Origin of the sequence: Hyphomonas sp. NPDC076881 (assembly GCF_050269995.1) — a bacterium.
In the GTDB taxonomy this organism is placed as follows: Bacteria; Pseudomonadota; Alphaproteobacteria; order Caulobacterales; family Hyphomonadaceae; genus Hyphomonas.
Window position 1 is genome coordinate 54738 of sequence record NZ_JBNNJJ010000014.1, and the last position, 18657, is coordinate 73394.

The following is an 18657-nucleotide window of genomic DNA, read 5'->3' on the forward strand; positions in this document are numbered from 1 at the left end:
AGCACAAGTGTATGACATTGTTAAGGCAATGACGGGCATTGCACAGTCTGCCTACCAAGCCAAACTGGGCAAATGCTATACCGTTTATTCCACGGCCTGCGGTGAGTTGCGAAGGTTGCTTCGTCTACCAGCCATCGTTATCCGTATCGCTGTTTCGCCACCCGACGTTATAAATATAGGCTTAACTTGACCACACCACCTTTAGTAATTGCCTCGGAGAAACCAGGCACAGGGGCCCTTGGCCGCCCAAAGCTCGTGATTGTGCTTGGCATGCACCGCTCCGGCACAAGCGCGATTACGCGCGGCCTGCAGGTATTGGGCGTCGATCTCGGCGAATCACTCCTGCCCGCTGCGAGCGGCAACAATGAGAAAGGCTTCTTCGAGGATGCTGACATAGTCAGCCTCAACGACCGCATTCTTGGCCAAGCAGGCCGGTCGTGGAGCTCTTTGGAAAACATCCCCGCTGAGGTGCTGACTGGGCCCGAGTATTTCGACCTTCGGGCCGAGGCAACGGCCATGCTTGCGGCCAAGCTCCACAACAGAGAACGGTTGGGGTTGAAGGATCCCAGACTGTGCATGCTGATGCCGTTCTGGAAGTGTGTTCTCGATGATCTGGGGGTTGACGTCAGCTTTGTGATCGCGCTGCGCAATCCCCTTGCTGCGGCCCGCTCCCTGCGGGCACGCGACGGCATTGTTATCGAGAAAGGTGTCGCGCTTTGGGGGCAGCACATGCTGAGCGCCGCGCGGGCCACGGCAGGCCATCCCCGCGTTTTTGTCAGTTTTGACCATCTGATGAACAATGCTGTCGGCGAGTTGCAACGGATCGCCGAAAAATTGGATCTTCCATTTCCGGGAGTCGATTCCCCGGAAATCCAAGACTATGAAACCAATTTCCTGGAGGACAGCCTTCGCCACCAGCTGATAAGTGATCGCGAACTGCGCCGGTCAGGCCGCGCATCTGAAATCGTGGCGGACCTTTTTGAAAAATTGCTCGCGATGGCGGCGCCGGCGGCCCCGGGGCGCCTTCCCAACAAAGATCTCGATATTGAAGATCTGATCCACCGCTTTGCGGATTTGCCACCCCTGTTCAGGGCAATCGACACACTCGAAGGAGCGCTGGCAAAGGCCAGTGCCAATGCAACCCATCAAGCAGGCCTCGCCGCAGAACATGAACGTATCCGCGACATCGTCAAGCAAGCGCATGACGACGCCTGCAACCAACGCGACGCCGCTATGGCACAGTGCGAAATTCTCTCGACGGAAATCAGCAATCTGAAAGTGCAGCTGGACCAACAGGTCGCCAGAACTGCCGAACTGGACCGCGAGAGGAACGCAACCCAGAAAGCGCATGACGACGCCTGCAATCAGCGAGACGCTGCGGTAGCACAGCACCAGACGCTGTCCGCAGAAGTCAGCACATTGAAGACCCAGCTGGACAATCAGACCGCCGCCGGCGCCGAGCTTGTACGTATCCGCGATACTTTAAAACAGGCGCATGACGACGCCTGCAGTCAGCGAGACGCTGCGGTAGCACAGCACCAGACGCTGTCCGCAGAAGTCAGCACATTGAAGGCCCAACTGGACAATCAGATCGCCGTTGAAGCCGAGCTTGTACGTATCCGCGATACTTTAAAGCAGGCGCATGACGACGCCTGCAGTCAGCGAGACGCTGCGGTAGCACAGCACCAGACACTGTCCGCAGAAGTCAGCACATTGAAGGCCCAGCTGGACAATCAGATCGCCGTTGAAGCCGAGCTTGTACGCATCCGCGATGTTTTAAAACAGGCACATGACGACGCCTGCCGTCAGCGAGACGCTGCGGTAGCACAGCACCAGACGCTGTCCGCAGAAGTCAGCACATTGAAGACCCAGCTGGACAATCAGACCGCCGCCGGCGCCGAGCTTGTACGTATCCGCGATACTTTAAAACAGGCGCATGACGACGCCTGCAGTCAGCGAGACGCTGCGGTAGCACAGCACCAGACGCTGTCCGCAGAAGTCAGCACATTGAAGGCCCAACTGGACAATCAGATCGCCGTTGAAGCCGAGCTTGTACGTATCCGCGATACTTTAAAGCAGGCGCATGACGACGCCTGCAGTCAGCGAGACGCTGCGGTAGCACAGCACCAGACACTGTCCGCAGAAGTCAGCACATTGAAGGCCCAGCTGGACAATCAGATCGCCGTTGAAGCCGAGCTTGTACGCATCCGCGATGTTTTAAAACAGGCACATGACGACGCCTGCCGTCAGCGAGACGCCCTGGCTGCTCAGCTGGAGCAGGAAAGCTCCCTGGTGGCGGAAATTACCCGCATCCGGGATGAGGTTCAGCAGGCTCATGATGAAGCTTGTATTCAGCGTGATGCTGCGCTTGCAGGACGCAGCGCTCTGTCCGCCGAGATCGGTTCGCTCAAGCAGCAGATGAAACAGGAACAGGAAGCGCTTGAACGTCAGGCGGAAGCAATACGGGCCGAACGAGATTCCGCAGAACAAGATCAGCGGGCCGAAAAGTCCAGGGCAGACAGGCTGAAAGTGCTGGCTGACCAGCAGGCCGCTTCGGTGCACCACCTGCAGCAGGCGCTTGAGCGGGCTCAGGCGGAGAGCTTGGCCTATACTCAGAGCACCTCCTGGAAGCTCACGGCGCCCTTGCGGGGGCTTAGCAGAATTCTGAAACCTGGCCGCCCCCCAGCCCGCTCTCTGACCGAAGCCCGGTCCCCCGCCACGACATCCACCAATGTCTGGAAACTGGCCGTAAGCAATACGGCGGCAGAAAGACCTCTTCCTCCTCCCGCCCGGCGGCCACAAATCGCCGACCAGCGCGGAGCGGCCCCCCGCGGCAGTGAATGGCTGGCTGTGGTCGTTCATGCATTTTATCCGGAGATCCTGGACGAAATCCTCAGCCGCCTCGCGACCAGCACTGTGCCGCTAAAGCTTTACGTCACCGCGCCAACTGAAGCCGTCGCCGACGTGGCGGCAAAGCTTAGAGCGTCGGACTGGCCATTCATTCTGTTGAATACCGACAATCGGGGCCGAGACGCAGCGCCGTTCATCGCTTCGCTTTCAGCTGTGCGGAATGACAATGCCACTATGGTTCTGAAACTCCACACCAAGCGGAGCCCGCATTTGCCCGACGGCGATCACTGGCGGACAGTTCTGTATGATCAGCTGCTGCTCGCTGGGGGGCCAGAACAAGCGATCCGCGCTTTCGCGAAAAATCCTGATTTGGGTATTCTGGCACCGGCCGGGCACATACTCTCAACTGCTGACTTTATGGGCACGAACGCGGGAAATGTGCGGCGCGTGTCGGAAAATCTGGGCATTTCGCAGGACATGGTCCTGAAATCGGCTTTTGTGGCAGGATCTATGTTTTATGCTCGCATGGACATCTTTGCCGGGTTGGATGAAACTGGTTTTTCGGCGGACCAATTTGAAGTTGAACGGGGACAGATTGACGGAACACTCGCGCACGCCATTGAGCGGATGACGGGTGTACTGGCGGAAAGGCGGGGGCTGAGAATGGCATTTCTGAACGATCCTGCAGGGACACCGCGCCCCCTTGGACTAGGAGCGTTCCCTTATGTCTGAACTGACCAGCGCGCCCCTGAAGCCGGGCCACCCAGTGACCGGCTTCATGAACAGACACTTGGCGATGCTTTCGGCCAGACGCATCCTCTCGCAGACCGCGCTGTTCGATGGCGACTGGTATTTGGGCTACTATCCGGATCTGGACGCCTCACAGGTTTCAGACCCTCTGGCACATTATCTAAACCATGGGGCCAGCGAACAACGAGACCCCAGCCCGCTCTTTGATACCGCCTTCTATCTGCGCCAGTATCCCTTGCTGGATACGCTGGCAGTCAATCCACTGTGTCATTATTTGATTTATGGCGAGGCTGCCGGTGCATGGCCAAACCCGTATTTCGACCCAGCGCGCATTTCGCAACTGCTGCCGGACAGGCGCCCAAACCAGAGTGTTCTGGAAGCGTATGTCAGCCTTGGCGCCGCGCGGATCAGCCCGTCCCAGAATTTCGATGCCGGCGCCTATCTCGATGCCAATAGCCTCGTCGAAAAGGCCGGCCTGAATCCGCTGTGGCATAAACTCTTCACTGATCGCCCAACCAGGAGGCTCTCGATTGGTCTCTCCGGAGACCTGGAACTTCAGGCCAGCCACGACCTGGAAACGATTGCCGTACGCAACCGGCAGACCATCTGCCATGTGACGGATCAGGATCCCTATCTGGTCATTGCCCCGCGAGACGGCGCCGTGTTCGCACCGGGGCATTACCGGCTGCAGTTCAGTTTTTCCGGGCCACCCAGCGCGCTGGACCGCGCAAAACTCTATTTCGATCATTCCGCCGGGTTCACGGAAGCCGCGTCCTGCCGCCCCTGCTTCCAGTTTGGCCGCGACGGCCTGGCGTGGGCGGACGTTTCCCTAGAGCAACCTGTCAAGCGCTTGCGGTTTGATCCCATCGACAGCGCTGGCGGCGGGTCCCTGGTCCTTGGATTTGGGCCGATCAGCTTTTCACAACTCTCCCGCCTGGATTATTACTCCGCGGTCGCAGCGACCATCGCGCCCGCGCCGATGGACCGGGCCCGGCTGCTTGGAAGCGTGTGCCTGAAGGTGCTCAGCGCAGGGCCGAGCGGCGCAGCAGCCGCGCTACGGGACCGCTACCGCCAGCATCAGAGCGGCCCGCCTGCGCCTAAAAATCCGAACGTGGCCTACCTCGAATGGATCGAGCGCTTCGATACAATCACCCGGGCTGACCGTGAAGCCATGCGCGCCATGGCGGACAACTTCGAGCAGAAGCCGGTCATCTCCATCGTCATGCCGGTATACAACACGCCCGAAGCACTGCTGTGCGAATGCATCGACAGCGTGCTGGATCAGACCTACCCCCATTGGGAACTCTGCATTGCAGACGACCGGTCGCCGGCGCCCCATATCCGGACCGTGCTGGACCAGTACGCGGCCCGGGATCCCCGCATCAAAGTGGTTTACCGCGTTGAGAACGGACATATATCCAAGGCATCAAACTCGGCACTCGAGATTGCGAGCGGTGAGTGGGTGGCGCTGCTCGACCATGATGACAAGCTGGCGCCCCACGCCCTTTTCTGCGTGGCCGAAGCCATCAACCGGATGCCACACGCCAGTGTGATCTATTCGGACGAAGACAAGATCGACCTGCAGGGCGTCCGGAAGGAACCCTACTTCAAATCCGGCTGGAACGAGCGCCTGTTCTTTGAACAGAACATGGTGAGCCATCTGGGCGTTTACCGGAAAAGCCTGGTCGATAAGGTTGGCGGCTTCCGCGCCGGCCTGGAGGGGTCACAGGATCACGACCTTGCGCTGCGAATCATCGAGCAGATTAAGCCTGAAGAGATCGTGCATATTCCGCATGTGCTCTATCATTGGCGCATCCTGCCAGGATCGACCGCGATGGATGCGGGCGAAAAATCCTATGCGGCCAAGGCAGGCCTGCGCGCGACCCAGGACGCGCTGGAGCGCCGGCAGATCAAGGGCCGGATGGAGCCGCATCCGCAACTGGCCTATTACCGCCTCAAACTCGACACGCCCGAACCACCGCCGCTCGTATCGATCATCATTCCAACCCGTGACGGCCTGGACATTCTGGAGCCTTGCATCCGGTCCCTGATCTCAAAAACAACATATACGAACTATGAGATCATCATTGTGGACAACCAGAGCAGCAAGCCTGAAACCCTGGAGTATTTTGAAAAGCTGCGGCAGGATCCGCGCATCCGCATCTTCCTGTATGATGATGTGTTCAACTATTCCGCCATCAACAACTTCGCGGTTGAAAAATCCCGCGGTGAGCTTGTCTGCCTGCTGAATAACGACACCGAGGTGATCGAGGGCGATTGGCTGCGGGAAATGGTCGCCGAAATCTCCCAGCCCGGCGTCGGAGCCGTCGGCGCCAAACTGCTCTATACTGATGGAACCGTGCAGCACGCGGGCGTGGTGCTTGGGGCCGGTGGTGGCACTGCTGGCGACGGAGTGGCCGCCCATGCCATGCTGTCGATTGATGACAATGATCCCGGATACTTTGCTCTAGCCTTCCTGACGCGAGAAGTTTCAGCCGCGACAGCAGCATGCCTGCTGATGACTAAATCCGTTTTCAATCAGGTTGGAGGATTGAACGAGCGCGATCTGCGCGTCGCCTTCAATGATGTCGACCTCTGCCTAAAAATCAGAGCGGCAGGTCAAAGGATCATTTGGACCCCGTACGCGAAACTGTATCATCATGAGTCTAAGTCTCGTGGGCTTGAAGACACTCCAGAGAAGCTCCTGCGATTCAGGGGTGAGGTGGAATATATGAGGGCTAATTGGGGTGATCGTCTGCGGACCGATCCATACTATAATTCCAATCTGGAAGTGGACACCGGCACATACTTTTTGGCCACAACACCAAGGATTCGGAAACCTTGGGTGTTAGATGGCGAGGACTCCAAGGATTATAAGAAGCTTGCTCGATGAAGCGTCTTAACTCGATGCAAATCCGGATGTTGCGCTTGCTGTAAGGCTGAGAAGCTCAAAAGCGGCAAGGAACATTATGAACTGAATCGTCGCGCAGAAGGCCGCCACTAAATGGAAGTATTGCTGCGATAAGAGAGGGCAAATTTCTTCTTCGAATCGTTTGGAAAAACTGAATGCGCTTAGGGGGCAGTGACACGCAAATCCCCCCGATCTTCTCTTTAGCCAGTGACCACAGACTGATTTATCGATCTCACCTTGTCTCAGGTGCGATCTGAATATCCAATGCACTGGCATCACCCATGTTCACAAGCCCACCTTCAGTTGTCACATCCCAATACTTGTCTGCGATATGGACGGATGTGATCCGCCTTTTCTCACCGTCCGGAAACTGAACAATTTTGCCAGGCACATAATTCGTCACAAACTCCGGAGCAGCCGGCAGAATAAATCTGGGCTCTCCCGTTCTGATCATTCCATTTTTCCAATTGACGTCATCAACATAAAAATGTCGTCGGAATTCGTCTCGACAGTTAATTCTATTGTATGCATGAGCGAGTTGTCGCGCCTCCATGGTCATTTCCATGGGATAGATTTCCACCGGTATTGATACGTGTTCATTACCTTTCGTAAAAACGTCGGACGTGGCGGAAAGGCAAATCTGTTGACGGAAGGTGACTAACGTCCGTGTCCCTGTGGACGTTATCTCAAACAGCACAGGAATTTGATTCATGTACAATATGGCTAATACACCCAGTAGTAGGCCAGAAGGCACCTGAAACAATCCGCCCCGCCGCCATCCTTCATTCACAAGAAAAAATACCAGCAGCATCAGGCACAAATTGATCCCCGCGAAATAGCGGTCGGGAAACGTGGTTGAGTAGTCCACGAGTTGCTGCGTCAAGCTGGGGCGCAGCAGTATGGTCATCGCCCAAAAGCTTAGGAAGGCGAGGAATATGATCAGTGCCGTGACAGTCTTTTCCCTTTCACGCAGCGAAAAAGCGATCCCCCCCAACAGCAGAACCAGAACTGCCATAAGCGCCAGCGTCCAACCATCGCTCATCAGATCGTAAAACGGGAATACAAAGGGATAGAGAACCGAGCGCGCGAATACGACTTCAACCATTGTGGCAGGTTCATATTCCCCGACGCGCGTGCCCCCTGCTCCGGCCATCAACACAGCGATCCAAACCGACAGGATCGCCGTCCCGGCGATAAGGAACCAATCTCGTTTGAGAATTTCCGAGAGTGCCTCTCGGTTCGCAACATAGTAGATGACCAGCCCCGCGCCGATCACCACTATTGCGGCGGGGTTTGTCGCAACACAGAGCAGGATAATGGCATCTGCGATAAACCTGAAAGGGGATCGCGACCTTGATCGCAGGAGCATCAACCCTGCCGTGAGCGCGACAACGTAGTATCCAATGTTGGATATGCGTCCGAATATCTCGTTGCTTGTCTCACCGAGCGGAAGAAGGAAGACTGCCAGATACCAGGCAAGGCGAAGCTTCCAACCTGAAGATTTGGGGGCGGCAAAGAACAGGATCGTCGCAAGCCCAGCGTAAAATCCGTAGCTTACAAATGAAACCGTCTCGGGCATGCAAACGATGGCGTCGCCACAGGCCAAAACGCTCAGCTGGCTTGAAAGCCACAATAACAGTATGTTTCCCCACACCAGATAGCCTGGCTTGGCGTTGATGAATGCATCCGCCCAGCCATTCTGCAGGGCCTGCCCCGTCCAAACGGCATCTTCGGTATAGAGGATCGGATTGATCAGAGAATCAGGCGCGCGCAACCAACACAGGACAAGGCCCGCGAAAAACAGGGTGCAACCAAGCGCAAGCCCTTGCCACTTTTCTGGCACGCGGAATGGAATGGCTTCATCGAGCCGAATTTGGGACTTCTCACTCAAGACCTGATCCCCGTTTGCCTTTGTGGTCCTGCCCATTATCGGGATTGCAATGCGCTTAGCAACGCGCATATGCGCCGAACGAAGACCATGAGCTTTCCCCAATCGATGGGATCAGTAGGCCCATGAATCTATTGCCTCCCGTAGCCTCAAGTGGAAGTTTGCTGTTCCAATTCGCCCCCTTATGTCTGAAGGCTGCGCTGGCTGATGTCCCGATCAGAAGATTCTTTGGAAACAGAGGGCAGGTCTGCATCTTCTCCCGGCAACGGGCAGGGCGAAGATCCCCCCGCCCTTCTATCCGATCTGCTGCTACCCTGGTTACTGCTTGTCTTTGCCGTTTTTACGGTCACCTACTGGATCGGAATGTTGGCGCGCCTGCCCCAGGGCGTGATCTGGATGAGCGCTGTTTTGGGGCTGGCCGCGTGCTGGCGCCTGTTTCCCAAAGGGTGGCGGCAGCTCCGGCTTGGTCTGCCGCCGCTGCTGAGCCTTGGGATTGCCCTGGCGTTCGCGCTCTTCTGCCTGTGCGTGTTTGCCACCAATCCCGATGACACGACCTTCTTTCACCGCGTAGCCTTCAACATATCGTTTGGCGCGCCCCTGCCGGTCAACGACACGCGCCTCGCATTCGACGACATACCCGCCATCAGCGCGGCCCATCTCGTTCCCTCCTGGGAGTATGGCCTGGTCCTGATGGGCAGCCTGATCGGCTCACCCCTGGCGGGGTATCAGCTGCTCGGGACGGGCCTTGCCGCCCTCACGGTGGCCGCCTCGATCGAATACACCCAGCGAAGAATGTTTCCCGATGCGCCGGCCTTCCTGGGGCCGGCGGTGCTCGGCCTGGTGCTCATTCTCCTGTATTTCGATGCGGACACGAACCGGCGGATCGGCACATGGCTGATCATTGGAACCTGGACCGGTAAATGCTTTCTGGCGGCGCTGCTGCTCTTGCTGTTCCCGGCCTGGGACACCTTCACCCGCCACCCTTCCGCAAGAAGCGCTACCTTTCTGATCAGCCTGATCGTGAGCCTGATCGGCCTCACGGGCTCGGCACTCTTCATACTGCCCATGGGGCTTGGATGCGCCTATCTGACATCCGCCCTGTTCCTGCGGCGCGATATGCCCTTCATCGCTGCGGGCGTTATCGCCGCCATTCCCCTTGCCGTAGGGGCTGCGTTTCTGTTCCGCTTCGGCAACACGCCTGACACAAGCTATTGGCAGAACATCGCAAACCATGGGTTTGCCGAGTATGTTCAACTCGTGCTCTCGCCGCGCAATGTTCTCTTGTATGCAGCGGCCGGTGTGACCGCTGCCGGATGGAGCCTCCTGCGCAAGCAGGGCAGCAGCTTCGTCATCCGCTTTCTCAGCTACCAGCTGCTCGTTGCCGCCACCGTTCTGAACCCGTTGCTTCTTCCGGTGTTTTTCAGCCTGGTTCCGGCCGACGGTTTCTGGCGCGCCTTTTATCTCTTTCAGTACCCCGCTGCCTACATCCTGCTGAGCGGCGCCCTGATACTCGCACTCAGCCGCCAGCAGGTCTGGCTTGCTGCGTTGCTGGCTGCGGCTTTCATCGGTTTTGCCGTGTCGGGTAAGCCGCTCTGGCAATTGCAGCGGGAGTGGAGCTATCCGTATGCCTTCATGGCGCCAGGCAGCCCGAAACTCGACCCCGCCGAGACCCGCTCTGTGGCTGCGGCCGCCACGGCTTGCCAGCTTGAAGATGGGGGAATCATCCTCGCGCCGGAGCGCTGGGAGGTGGCCGCGCAGATGAAGGTTCCCCGCCTTACCTCGGTTGCCGCGCGCCATATGGCTCACAACTTCAACAATATTGCGCCGGCAACTGAGCTGAACCTTCCAGAGGCGGAGAGAGTGGCAGTCGCCGCTCTGGTCAGCGGCTATCCCGGCAGTATCGCGTCTTTGGTACCCGTGATGGCGCTCGGGGTAGATGTGGTGGTAATCGCTGAAAGCGCGCCCCCGGAGATAGACCGGATGTTGGCTGAAGACGGCTTCCAGAGCATGTCTGGCTCCGAAGGTTATACCGTATACTGCAAACTCCATCCGTCGCCGGATTGAAGCCCGGCCAGGAACGCCGCTACCGGTTCAGTGCGCCAGATCGAGGGGTTTGCGCCCGATCAAACGGGCATTCTCAACCGTAACCGATGCACACCCTCCCATGTCCAGCAATTCGAGCCGTATCTCCTCGATAGCATCGGACAATAGCCAATTCGCGTTCGTGTCGAGCGGCACCAGATTGCGGAAGTAGGAGCTGACAAAGTGGATGGTCGCTATGGGATTGGCAGGCTCCGCGGGCCGGCTCCAGGACACCCGCCAAAAGGGGGCGCCAGCGCCCTGAGTGCAGCGCAGCTCGATATCCAGAAGCCCGGCTTCGTCCGGAGCGAACGGTTTTCCGGCCCGGAAGACGAATGTGGTACCGGCGTTGATGCCTCGCTCGCCAGACGCGGCCAAAACAGGCGCGCCTGTGGCGTCCAGGGTCTGGACCAGGTTCAGCGCTATGGGGGCGGCATCATCAATGCTGTGCTCCCTCAACAGAGCCATCGACCTGCCCAGCGCAGACGGCCAACGATTAAGATTTTCCAGACGGAAGGTGCCAGCCAGAACCATTTCCGGATCCAAAGGCACTTCACGGTTGAGAACGGAGAATGTGAGAGACCTCCCCTCAGCTCCGGCAAAATCATCGTTGTCGAGCTTCACATTCAGCCCGTCCGCATTCACGACCGTCCGGATGCTGCCATCCGAGACCTGAAGCTGATCCCCCACGGCCAGAACCCCGCGCGCGCGTTCCTCCACCGCCATGGACCAGCCTGTATTGAGCTCGTTTGCGAGCCCTTGCGTCCAATTGACGTCGGTAACATCCAGCAAGCCGAACACCTGCTTCTGGGCCCCAACCCCAACGCCGAGTGATGAATTATGAACCGCAAACACCATCCCGTTGGCCACCAGGGGACTGTAATCTTCTTCGACAACGTACCTGTAGAATTCGAAAGCGCGCGCGGGCAGCTTGTACCCGTCATGCTCCAAATTCTCAGCTGAAATCAGGAAGATTTTTGGCGGCGCTGAATACCAGGAGTTGAGGCTGACGGTCTGAAATGTGCGTGTACCCGCATTGTAGGCACTCGTCAGCACGAGCGGCAAAGGCCGATCCAGATAGTAATTTATGGCTGACCGGTTCGTAAGATTGCCAAACGCCTCTCCCGGTTGCAGCCCCACATCCTCCAGCACCGCTTCAATATTCTGCAGCCGGTCAAGGCTCGGTTGGGAGAAAGCGCCTGCCCCAATTCTGAAATGCTCTGCCAAACCGCCCTGCGGCGCTGCGGGCAGGGCAACATTGTTGGGCGCAAGCGGCTGCCGGAAATCATACAGGCCGCTGCCAACAGGCATGATGATCAGGGCTGCCAGAGCCGCCGCTACCCCCCGCGCCGCAGGAGGCGCAATCACTGCGGCCCAGCAGGCGAAAGTGGCCCCCATCGTAACGCTGACCAGCGCGGCCCGCGCATACCCCGGATCGATACGCCCCATGGCATAGGAGTTCCAGAGCAGCGCGCCGGCCAGGAGCGGCAGAACCGCCGCTATCAGGCCCGCAAACTGACGCCAGGAGCCCGATACTCTGGGGCTGAACAGAACGAGCAGGCCGATACCCAGAAACGGGATCACGGCGAAGGCGTGCGCAAACCCGAATTCGATCCAATCTGAAGACTGGCTCAGCCATGTCTCAAGCCCCAGCCCATAAAGCAGCACATTGGTCCGGGAAGATTCGAGCAAATACCAGAGCCATCCAAGAACGGCCTGATGGGCAATGGCCACAATGACCAACCCCGCGGCAAGCGCGGTCGCAAGATAGCTTCTGAACTGGCGCGGATCCCGGCGGTACTGCGCCACAAGGGCAATACTGAAGCCTGTAACCGCGAGGACAATGCCGGCGCCACCGAAGGTGAAGACGCTCAGGGCCGCAACGCCGACTGTCAAAATACCGGCCATTACAGGTGAAGAGCGCGCCCCCGCTGCGGCAAGCACAGCCACGATGGCCACTTCCCCGAGCCGGTTTGGCTGCACCATGGGAAGAACAATGATAAAACCGATCAGGCCAAGCGGAAGCCCGAAAAGCCGCAGCAAGGCGTGCAGAATCGCAAACTTGCAGAAGAAGGCAAAGATCGCGAAGCCCAGCAAAATAGCCGTGGCGCTGTCTTCACCGCGCTGGCGCGCGATGATGCCGCCGATTGCATCAAACAAGCCGTGGGCGGGGAAGCCTTCAGAAAAGAGGAGACCCTGCGCTGACCAGTCGGCACCGATGAGATATTCGCCGAAATGATAGTCATCGTTGGGAACCACCGGCAGTCCGAATTCCTGCATCTGCAGAAGCGTGAACGCAGCCGCCAATGCCAGTGCCAGTCCCGCTTCGGAGGGCCACCCGCCGTTCGTTCCACGGGCGCCGCCATCAAACAGCGCTGCCTTTACGATAAGGCCGCCGACAAGAAAGAACGGCAGGTCCACAAACGTGACCAACGCGCCCCGCCCGTTCACAGGCTGCCAGAACACAGGAGCCGCAAGCACAATCGCAGCCGCAACCAGCACGGCCGACAGTTTGAACAACAAACGCGCAAGCCATGCCGGATGAGGAAGGAACCAGAGCAGCACCGCCCCTCCGATCAGGGTCAATGGCAACACGACATCCGGATCGATCTGCAGTGTATTCTCCAGCAGCAGCGCGAGGGCACAGGCAAACAGGACCATTATGCCCGCGCCGCGGTCCCAGGCGTCCTGCAACCGCATTTGAGATACCAGAATACACAGGCCCGTCCCGGCCAGGACCGCCCATCCGATGGCGCCAGATGCGGCCAGCAGCACAAGCAGCAGAATTGTCCCTGCCCGCCCCATGGTCGCCAGCCGCGCTTCTCCATCTGGCGATGCCGGCGAGGTTGCAGCGGCGAATTTCAGGACCAGCCAAAGCATCGCAGCGGCAATGACACCCATGCCCAGAAACCCCGGAACAAGAAACACGTCCCGCATCTTGTTCTGGTCACCATAAGCCGCGCCGCTCAGGGTGAGTTCGGTGAGATATCCGGTGTGCGGCCATATCCACCAGGCATAGAGCGCAACGACAGCCGTAACGGGCAGGAGGATCAGCAGAAAGACAGCCGGAAAAGCAAGTCTCATGAAAGTGTTGTCCCCTCGGAGGCTGGCGCGTCCATGTAAGATTTGCACGGCTTCAAACACAATGTCGCTATCATACGTGCAAGACAAAGCAACTGCCCGGCCCAAGCCATCGCCGCCGCCATATCACACACGCGGGACGATAACGCAGATCCCCTTCAAGGATCAGCATATGTCCGGTAAGCAGTTGACTGTTAATCACAAACTCTGGTTGTACAGTGGCGAAACAGGAAGCGACTTGGGCCGCGCGAACGACTATCCAATTCTGAGGCCTCAGGGCACGTATCGCATCACGGCCCATGACACTACAGAGCGCATTTGCGCCAGTCCCAACCCGCGATGCGAGGAGCAGCAATGACGAGCAAGAGATTGGGGTTGATTGGATCCACGGGCTTTGTGGGAGGCCTTCTGCGCGAAGCTGTCAAATTTGATGCATCCTACAATTCCAGATCCATTCCGCAGATTGCCGGAGAAAGGTTTGATCTCCTGATCTGCGCTGGTGCGCCGGCGGCCATGTGGGCTGCAAATGCCAAACCCGATGAAGACGCGGCAAACCTCAACCGCCTGTTCGAACACATGCAGTCAGCGGAGGTCTCAAAGCTCGTTCTGATTTCAACGATCGCCGTATTTGACGATCCATCCGCCGGTTACACAGAAACATCCGCGAAATTCGAGACCCAAAAAGCTTATGGCCGTAACCGGCGGCGCCTGGAAGAGCAGGTTGCCGGGGCTTTTGACGCGCATATTCTGCGGCTGCCCGCCTTGTTTGGCCACGGCCTGAAAAAGAACTTCATCTTTGATCTGCTCAATCCTGTGCCGTCCTTCGTGAAAGACGACAAGTTCAAGGAATTGCTCGATAAATTCAGCGCCTCCCAGCGGGACGCCGCATTGACGGTCTTTTCCTTCGATACCGGCCTTGGCATGTGGAAATGTGATCGCGAGGCCCTGGCAGCGCGGGACAAAGAAGAACTTGTGGAGAATGCATTCCGGGAACAGGGTTTTCTGGCACGCAATTTCACCAACAGCGACAGCCAGTTCCAATATTACAACGTCAATCGTCTCTGGGCTGATATTGAAACCTGCGTGTCACAGAAGATTCCCGTTCTCAACGTCTGCTCAGCCCCTCTAAGCGCAAACGAAGTCCATCAGCATCTTTGCGGATCGCCCTTCTCCAATTCCGGCCCGGCCTTGAACATCGAGAACGTCAAGACAGACCATGCCGGCGCGTTCGGGCAGACAGGGCCCTATCTCATCGGCCGCGATGAAGTGCTGTCAGAGTTGAAGGCGTTTTTCGAACAGGAATCAGGCCGCGCATGAAGCTCGCCATGTCCAACATCGCCTGGCTGCCGGATGAGGCAGACGAATGCCTCGGCCTGTTGCAGGAAGCCGGGGCGAAAGGCCTGGAAATCGCGCCTGGCCTGACTTTCCCGCAGGAGGCAGACCCGTTCAATCCCTCACCAGCTGCCGTATCGGCCCTCTTTGCCTCCCTGGAAGCGTACGGGCTGCAACTGGTCTCGATGCAGTCTCTGCTGTTCGGGGTTCAGAATGCCCGGCTTTTCGGCACACCTGCGGAACGGGACACATTCGAGGCAGGGCTGCAGCGGGCGATCGGTCTGGCAGGCCTGCTCGGCATCCCCAACCTCGTCATGGGCTCTCCTGGAAACCGCGCCATCCCCGAAGGTATGGACCGCAAGGAGGCCGAAGCGGAGGCTCGCGCACTGTTCCGCCGCCTTGGAGACAAGGCAGAAGCGGCAGGCACGCGCCTGGCGCTTGAGCCTAATCCCGCAGCATACGGCACAAACTTCCTCACCACATTGAGTGAAGCAGTCGATTTCGCTGTATATGTGGACCATCCTGCCATCACCGTGAATTTCGACATTGGCGCACTTCATATGAATGAAGAGTTTGACCAGGGCGCTCAACTGTTCGATTACGGACGGAACATTGTTTCCCATGTGCACATGAGTGAACCAAACCTGGCCCCCGCCCCCAAGGATCCCGCAGCCCTGGGTAAACTCGCGTCGCACATTCTGAATACGGGCTATTCGGGCTGGTTCTCGATCGAGATGCGTCAGGCAGGTGTTGCCGAGGTTAAAAGCGCGCTCGCCCGGGCTGCATCATCTCTCAGGAGCGCCGCTGCATGACACGTTCCAACGGACCTCGCGGCGACTATCTCGCATCATTCTGCTTTGTGGACGAAGGCGACGTTTCCGCCGAACTTGCGCGGCTCAGCGCGCTCGCCGTTGAGCTGGAAGCCAGATACCAGTATTTCGAACTTGTCTATGTGGTCGCTGAACGCCACCGCGCGCAGATCGAAAGCACCGCTTCGCTGCTCAGCAACATCCGCAACCTCCGCATGCTGCTCGTCAACAACGATATGAACTTCTACCGGCGCCGTGTCGTCGCCGCGTCTGAAGCGATCGGAGATGTGGTTGTCCTGTCGGCGATTTCCGAGCTGGCTGCGCTGGATGTCAGCGCCCTTGCGGATCAGGCATTCGAATCGGGGGAAACCATCATGGCGCGCCGCTCTCAAGCGGCCGCGACTGTGCCCGTGTGGCATTGGGTCATGGCTGCCGTTTCCCCCTATAAGGTCAACGCGCGCGATCTGCGGACCCTCTCCCTTCCGCGCACTCATCTCAACGAGATGCTTGGCCGGCCCACACTCGTCATTGATCTGAGGTTTGAAGCCAAACAGTCTTTCCGCAGATTTCAGCGGGTATTGGTCAACGCCAAAGGCCTTCCCTTCCGCGGCCCCAGCCTGGGGGAACGGGTTGAACTGCTCGGAGAGCTGGTGACCGTTTCCGCCCCGCGGCTACTCAAAACATATGCCGCCTTTTCCTTTATCACGGCAGGCCTGGCTTTTGCCTACACGCTCTATGCCATCACGCTTTTCCTCATCGGCACCCCTCTGACGCCCGGCTGGTTTACGACAGCGCTGGCGCAAGGCGGTTCGGTCACATTTCTTGCCGTGGGCTTCTGTCTCATCAGTCTTGGCCTCGCCGATGTGGTAGACAGGCTGACAGGGCGCACCCGCAACGCGATTGTCGATGAAATCGCAAACATCAATTTCTTCAAAGACAAGACTGACCTGAACGTCGAAGTTCTCGCACAACCTCACGCGGCGAAGGAGCAATCTGCCAGATGACCGACGCTCAAGTACCGGCGATCGCAGAACGGGGTTGGAGTGTGCCCGCATTCCATGAAGCAGTCCTGCGGCCGCGCGCAACGCCTTACTGCATCATCATTCCGGTCATCAATGAGGGGCAGCGGATTCAAAGCCAACTGCGCCGCATGCATGAGCTGGGGCTCGACCGGCAGGCGGACATAATCATCGTCGACGGTGGGTCTACGGATGGATCGCTTGAGCACGGTTTTCTTGAAAGCGTTGGTGTCAGGGCACTGATTACCAAGACCGGCCCCGGAAAACTCTCCGCTCAGCTTCGCTGTGCGTATGCGTGGGCTCTGCTCCAAGGTTATGCAGGCATCATCACCATCGACGGCAACGGGAAGGACGGGGTCGAAACCGTTCCGGATTTCATTGCAGCGCTGGATCAGGGCTTTGGCTATGTCCAGGCATCCCGCTTCCTGCGCGGCGGCTATAGTGAGAACACCCCCCTGTCCCGCCTCATCGCAATCCGGTTGATCCATGCGCCGCTGCAAAGTCTCGCCGCCGGCTACTGGTTTACCGACACCACACAAGGCTACCGTGCGTACTCTGCAGAATATCTGTCTGATCCGCGGGTTCAGCCTTTCCGGGACGTTTTCGTCAAATACGAATTGCTGGCTTATCTGACGGTCCGCGCGAGCCAGCTTGGCTACCGGGTGAAGGAACTGCCGACCTCACGAACCTATCCGAAAGACGAAGCCGTGCCGACAAAGATCAGCGGCATGGGTGCCCTGGTCGATCTGGTGTTGGTCGTCACCGGCGCCCTGCTGCGCGTCTATCATCCCAAACCTGCATGAGCCGTACAGACTTCGATTTCGTGATAGTAGGGGGCGGCTTCTATGGCTGCTGCCTTGCCCTTTTTCTGCGCAGCCTCACAGACAGAGTTCTTCTCATAGAAGCTGGCGACGGCTTGCTGGAGCGGGCCTCGCGCGTCAATCAGGCCCGTGTCCATTCCGGTTTTCACTATCCTCGCAGCTTTGTGACGGCGCTGCGATCGAGGGTTTTGCAGGAACAGTTCGTACGCGACTTTGAACCCGCCGTGCTGTCAGAATTTGACATGCTCTACGCCATTGCCCAGCGCCAGTCCAAGGTATCGGCGGGGCGTTTCCGGCGCATGTTTGAAGATATGGGCGCCCCCATCTTGCCTGCCAGCGCAGCGCACCGCGCCCTGTTTGACATGAACGTCGTCGAGGACGTGTTTCTGTGCAAGGAGTTTGCCTTCGACTGGTCCATCCTGCGAGACCTTCTTCTGGTGCGGCTGGACCAGCACCAGATACCCATCAGGTTCTCCAGCCGTGCAGAAACCTTTCAGCACGCAGAGGATCATTGCGTGGTTGGCCTCAGCACAGGCGAGGAAATTACAGCGGGCCACGTGTTCAATGTGACCTATGCTGCCGTGAACGGATTGCTGGCAGCCGCCAAGGCGCCCCTCGTCAATGTAAAACATGAACTGGCCGAGCTGGCGCTGGTCGAGCCCCCACCGGAGTTTGCCAATCTTGCCGTCACCGTCATGGACGGTCCCTTCTTCTCAGCCATGCCCTATCCGTCGGAACAGCTGTATTCTCTCACGCACGTTCGCTACACGCCGCATTTCAGCTGGGTGGACCCTCCTGGCGGTCCCCCTGCCGGATTTTCCGAAAGCCTTCCGCGCAACACCCGCTGGCGGCATATGATGCATGATGCCCGGCGATATGTGCCCTGCCTGTCGGACGTGCGCTATGTGAAATCGGTGTTCGATGTCAAAACCGTGCTCGTCAAAAATGAGCGGGATGATGGACGCCCGATCCTGCTGCACAGGGATGCGGCCACCCCCCGGCTGATCACCGTGATGGGCGCCAAGATCGACAATATCTACGATCTGTTTGACATCCTGCCTGGCATGGAGCCGTCCTGGCAGCATGCCAACACGGCCAGGCTTTTCGGGTGACGGAT

General features: G+C 58.3%; 10 protein-coding genes. 8 read left to right on the forward strand and 2 right to left on the reverse strand.

The features are described from left to right. Positions 1 to 270: 270 nt before the first annotated feature. Together ACQKI2_RS15115 and ACQKI2_RS15120 are read left to right on the forward strand one after the other, a co-directional pair. Entirely contained in the window at positions 271 to 3582 is a 3312-nt protein-coding gene (locus tag ACQKI2_RS15115; protein WP_427380431.1) for a rhamnan synthesis F family protein, read from the forward strand. Continuing rightward, positions 3575 to 6493: a glycosyltransferase family 2 protein gene (locus ACQKI2_RS15120; protein WP_427380432.1), complete on the forward strand. Its 2919-nt coding sequence runs from the start codon at positions 3575 to 3577 to the stop codon at positions 6491 to 6493. Before ACQKI2_RS15115 ends, ACQKI2_RS15120 begins: the two co-directional genes overlap by 8 nt. A gap of 250 nt (positions 6494 to 6743) precedes the next feature. Here the strand turns inward: ACQKI2_RS15120 and ACQKI2_RS15125 are convergent, their stop codons facing one another. Next, a complete protein-coding gene (locus tag ACQKI2_RS15125) occupies positions 6744 to 8402 on the reverse strand; it encodes a hypothetical protein (protein WP_427380433.1) in 1659 nt (552 codons plus the stop codon). Positions 8403 to 8606: 204 nt separating this feature from the next. Between ACQKI2_RS15125 and ACQKI2_RS15130 the strand changes: the two genes are divergently transcribed. Beyond that, entirely contained in the window at positions 8607 to 10463 is a 1857-nt protein-coding gene (locus ACQKI2_RS15130) for a hypothetical protein (RefSeq protein ID WP_427380434.1), read from the forward strand. 27 nt (positions 10464 to 10490) lie between these two features. Here ACQKI2_RS15130 and ACQKI2_RS15135 read toward each other — a convergent pair whose 3' ends face one another. Next, entirely contained in the window at positions 10491 to 13562 is a 3072-nt protein-coding gene (locus ACQKI2_RS15135) for a hypothetical protein (protein WP_427380435.1), read from the reverse strand. Positions 13563 to 13934: 372 nt separating this feature from the next. Here ACQKI2_RS15135 and ACQKI2_RS15140 point away from each other — a divergent pair, with 372 nt between their 5' ends. The 5 genes from ACQKI2_RS15140 to ACQKI2_RS15160 are packed head-to-tail and all read left to right on the forward strand — an operon-like array spanning position 13935 to position 18652. Then, positions 13935 to 14876: an NAD-dependent epimerase/dehydratase family protein gene (locus ACQKI2_RS15140; protein ID WP_427380436.1), complete on the forward strand. Its 942-nt coding sequence runs from the start codon at positions 13935 to 13937 to the stop codon at positions 14874 to 14876. After that, on the forward strand, positions 14873 to 15703 hold the full coding sequence (locus tag ACQKI2_RS15145) for a sugar phosphate isomerase/epimerase family protein (protein WP_427380437.1): 831 nt from the start codon (positions 14873 to 14875) through the stop codon (positions 15701 to 15703). Before ACQKI2_RS15140 ends, ACQKI2_RS15145 begins: the two co-directional genes overlap by 4 nt. After that, the gene (locus tag ACQKI2_RS15150; RefSeq protein WP_427380438.1) at positions 15700 to 16704 is read left to right on the forward strand and encodes a hypothetical protein; all 1005 of its coding nucleotides are present in this window, start codon (positions 15700 to 15702) and stop codon (positions 16702 to 16704) included. Before ACQKI2_RS15145 ends, ACQKI2_RS15150 begins: the two co-directional genes overlap by 4 nt. Beyond that, a complete protein-coding gene (locus tag ACQKI2_RS15155) occupies positions 16701 to 17522 on the forward strand; it encodes a glycosyltransferase family 2 protein (RefSeq protein WP_427380439.1) in 822 nt (273 codons plus the stop codon). Before ACQKI2_RS15150 ends, ACQKI2_RS15155 begins: the two co-directional genes overlap by 4 nt. Continuing rightward, complete coding sequence (locus ACQKI2_RS15160) at positions 17519 to 18652, forward strand: FAD-dependent oxidoreductase (RefSeq protein WP_427380440.1); 1134 nt, start codon at positions 17519 to 17521, stop codon at positions 18650 to 18652. Before ACQKI2_RS15155 ends, ACQKI2_RS15160 begins: the two co-directional genes overlap by 4 nt. Positions 18653 to 18657 lie beyond the last annotated feature (5 nt).

Excerpts from the sequence above, each read along its gene's own strand:
- ACQKI2_RS15160 (WP_427380440.1), top strand. The coding sequence starts at position 17,519 with ATGAGCCGTACAGACTTCGATTTCGTGATAGTAGGGGGCGGCTTCTAT.
- ACQKI2_RS15130 (WP_427380434.1), top strand. The coding sequence starts at position 8,607 with ATGTCCCGATCAGAAGATTCTTTGGAAACAGAGGGCAGGTCTGCATCT.
- ACQKI2_RS15145 (WP_427380437.1), top strand. The coding sequence starts at position 14,873 with ATGAAGCTCGCCATGTCCAACATCGCCTGGCTGCCGGATGAGGCAGAC.
- ACQKI2_RS15135 (WP_427380435.1), bottom strand. The coding sequence starts at position 13,562 with ATGAGACTTGCTTTTCCGGCTGTCTTTCTGCTGATCCTCCTGCCCGTT.
- ACQKI2_RS15115 (WP_427380431.1), top strand. The coding sequence starts at position 271 with ATGCACCGCTCCGGCACAAGCGCGATTACGCGCGGCCTGCAGGTATTG.
- ACQKI2_RS15120 (WP_427380432.1), top strand. The coding sequence starts at position 3,575 with ATGTCTGAACTGACCAGCGCGCCCCTGAAGCCGGGCCACCCAGTGACC.
- ACQKI2_RS15155 (WP_427380439.1), top strand. The coding sequence starts at position 16,701 with ATGACCGACGCTCAAGTACCGGCGATCGCAGAACGGGGTTGGAGTGTG.
- ACQKI2_RS15150 (WP_427380438.1), top strand. The coding sequence starts at position 15,700 with ATGACACGTTCCAACGGACCTCGCGGCGACTATCTCGCATCATTCTGC.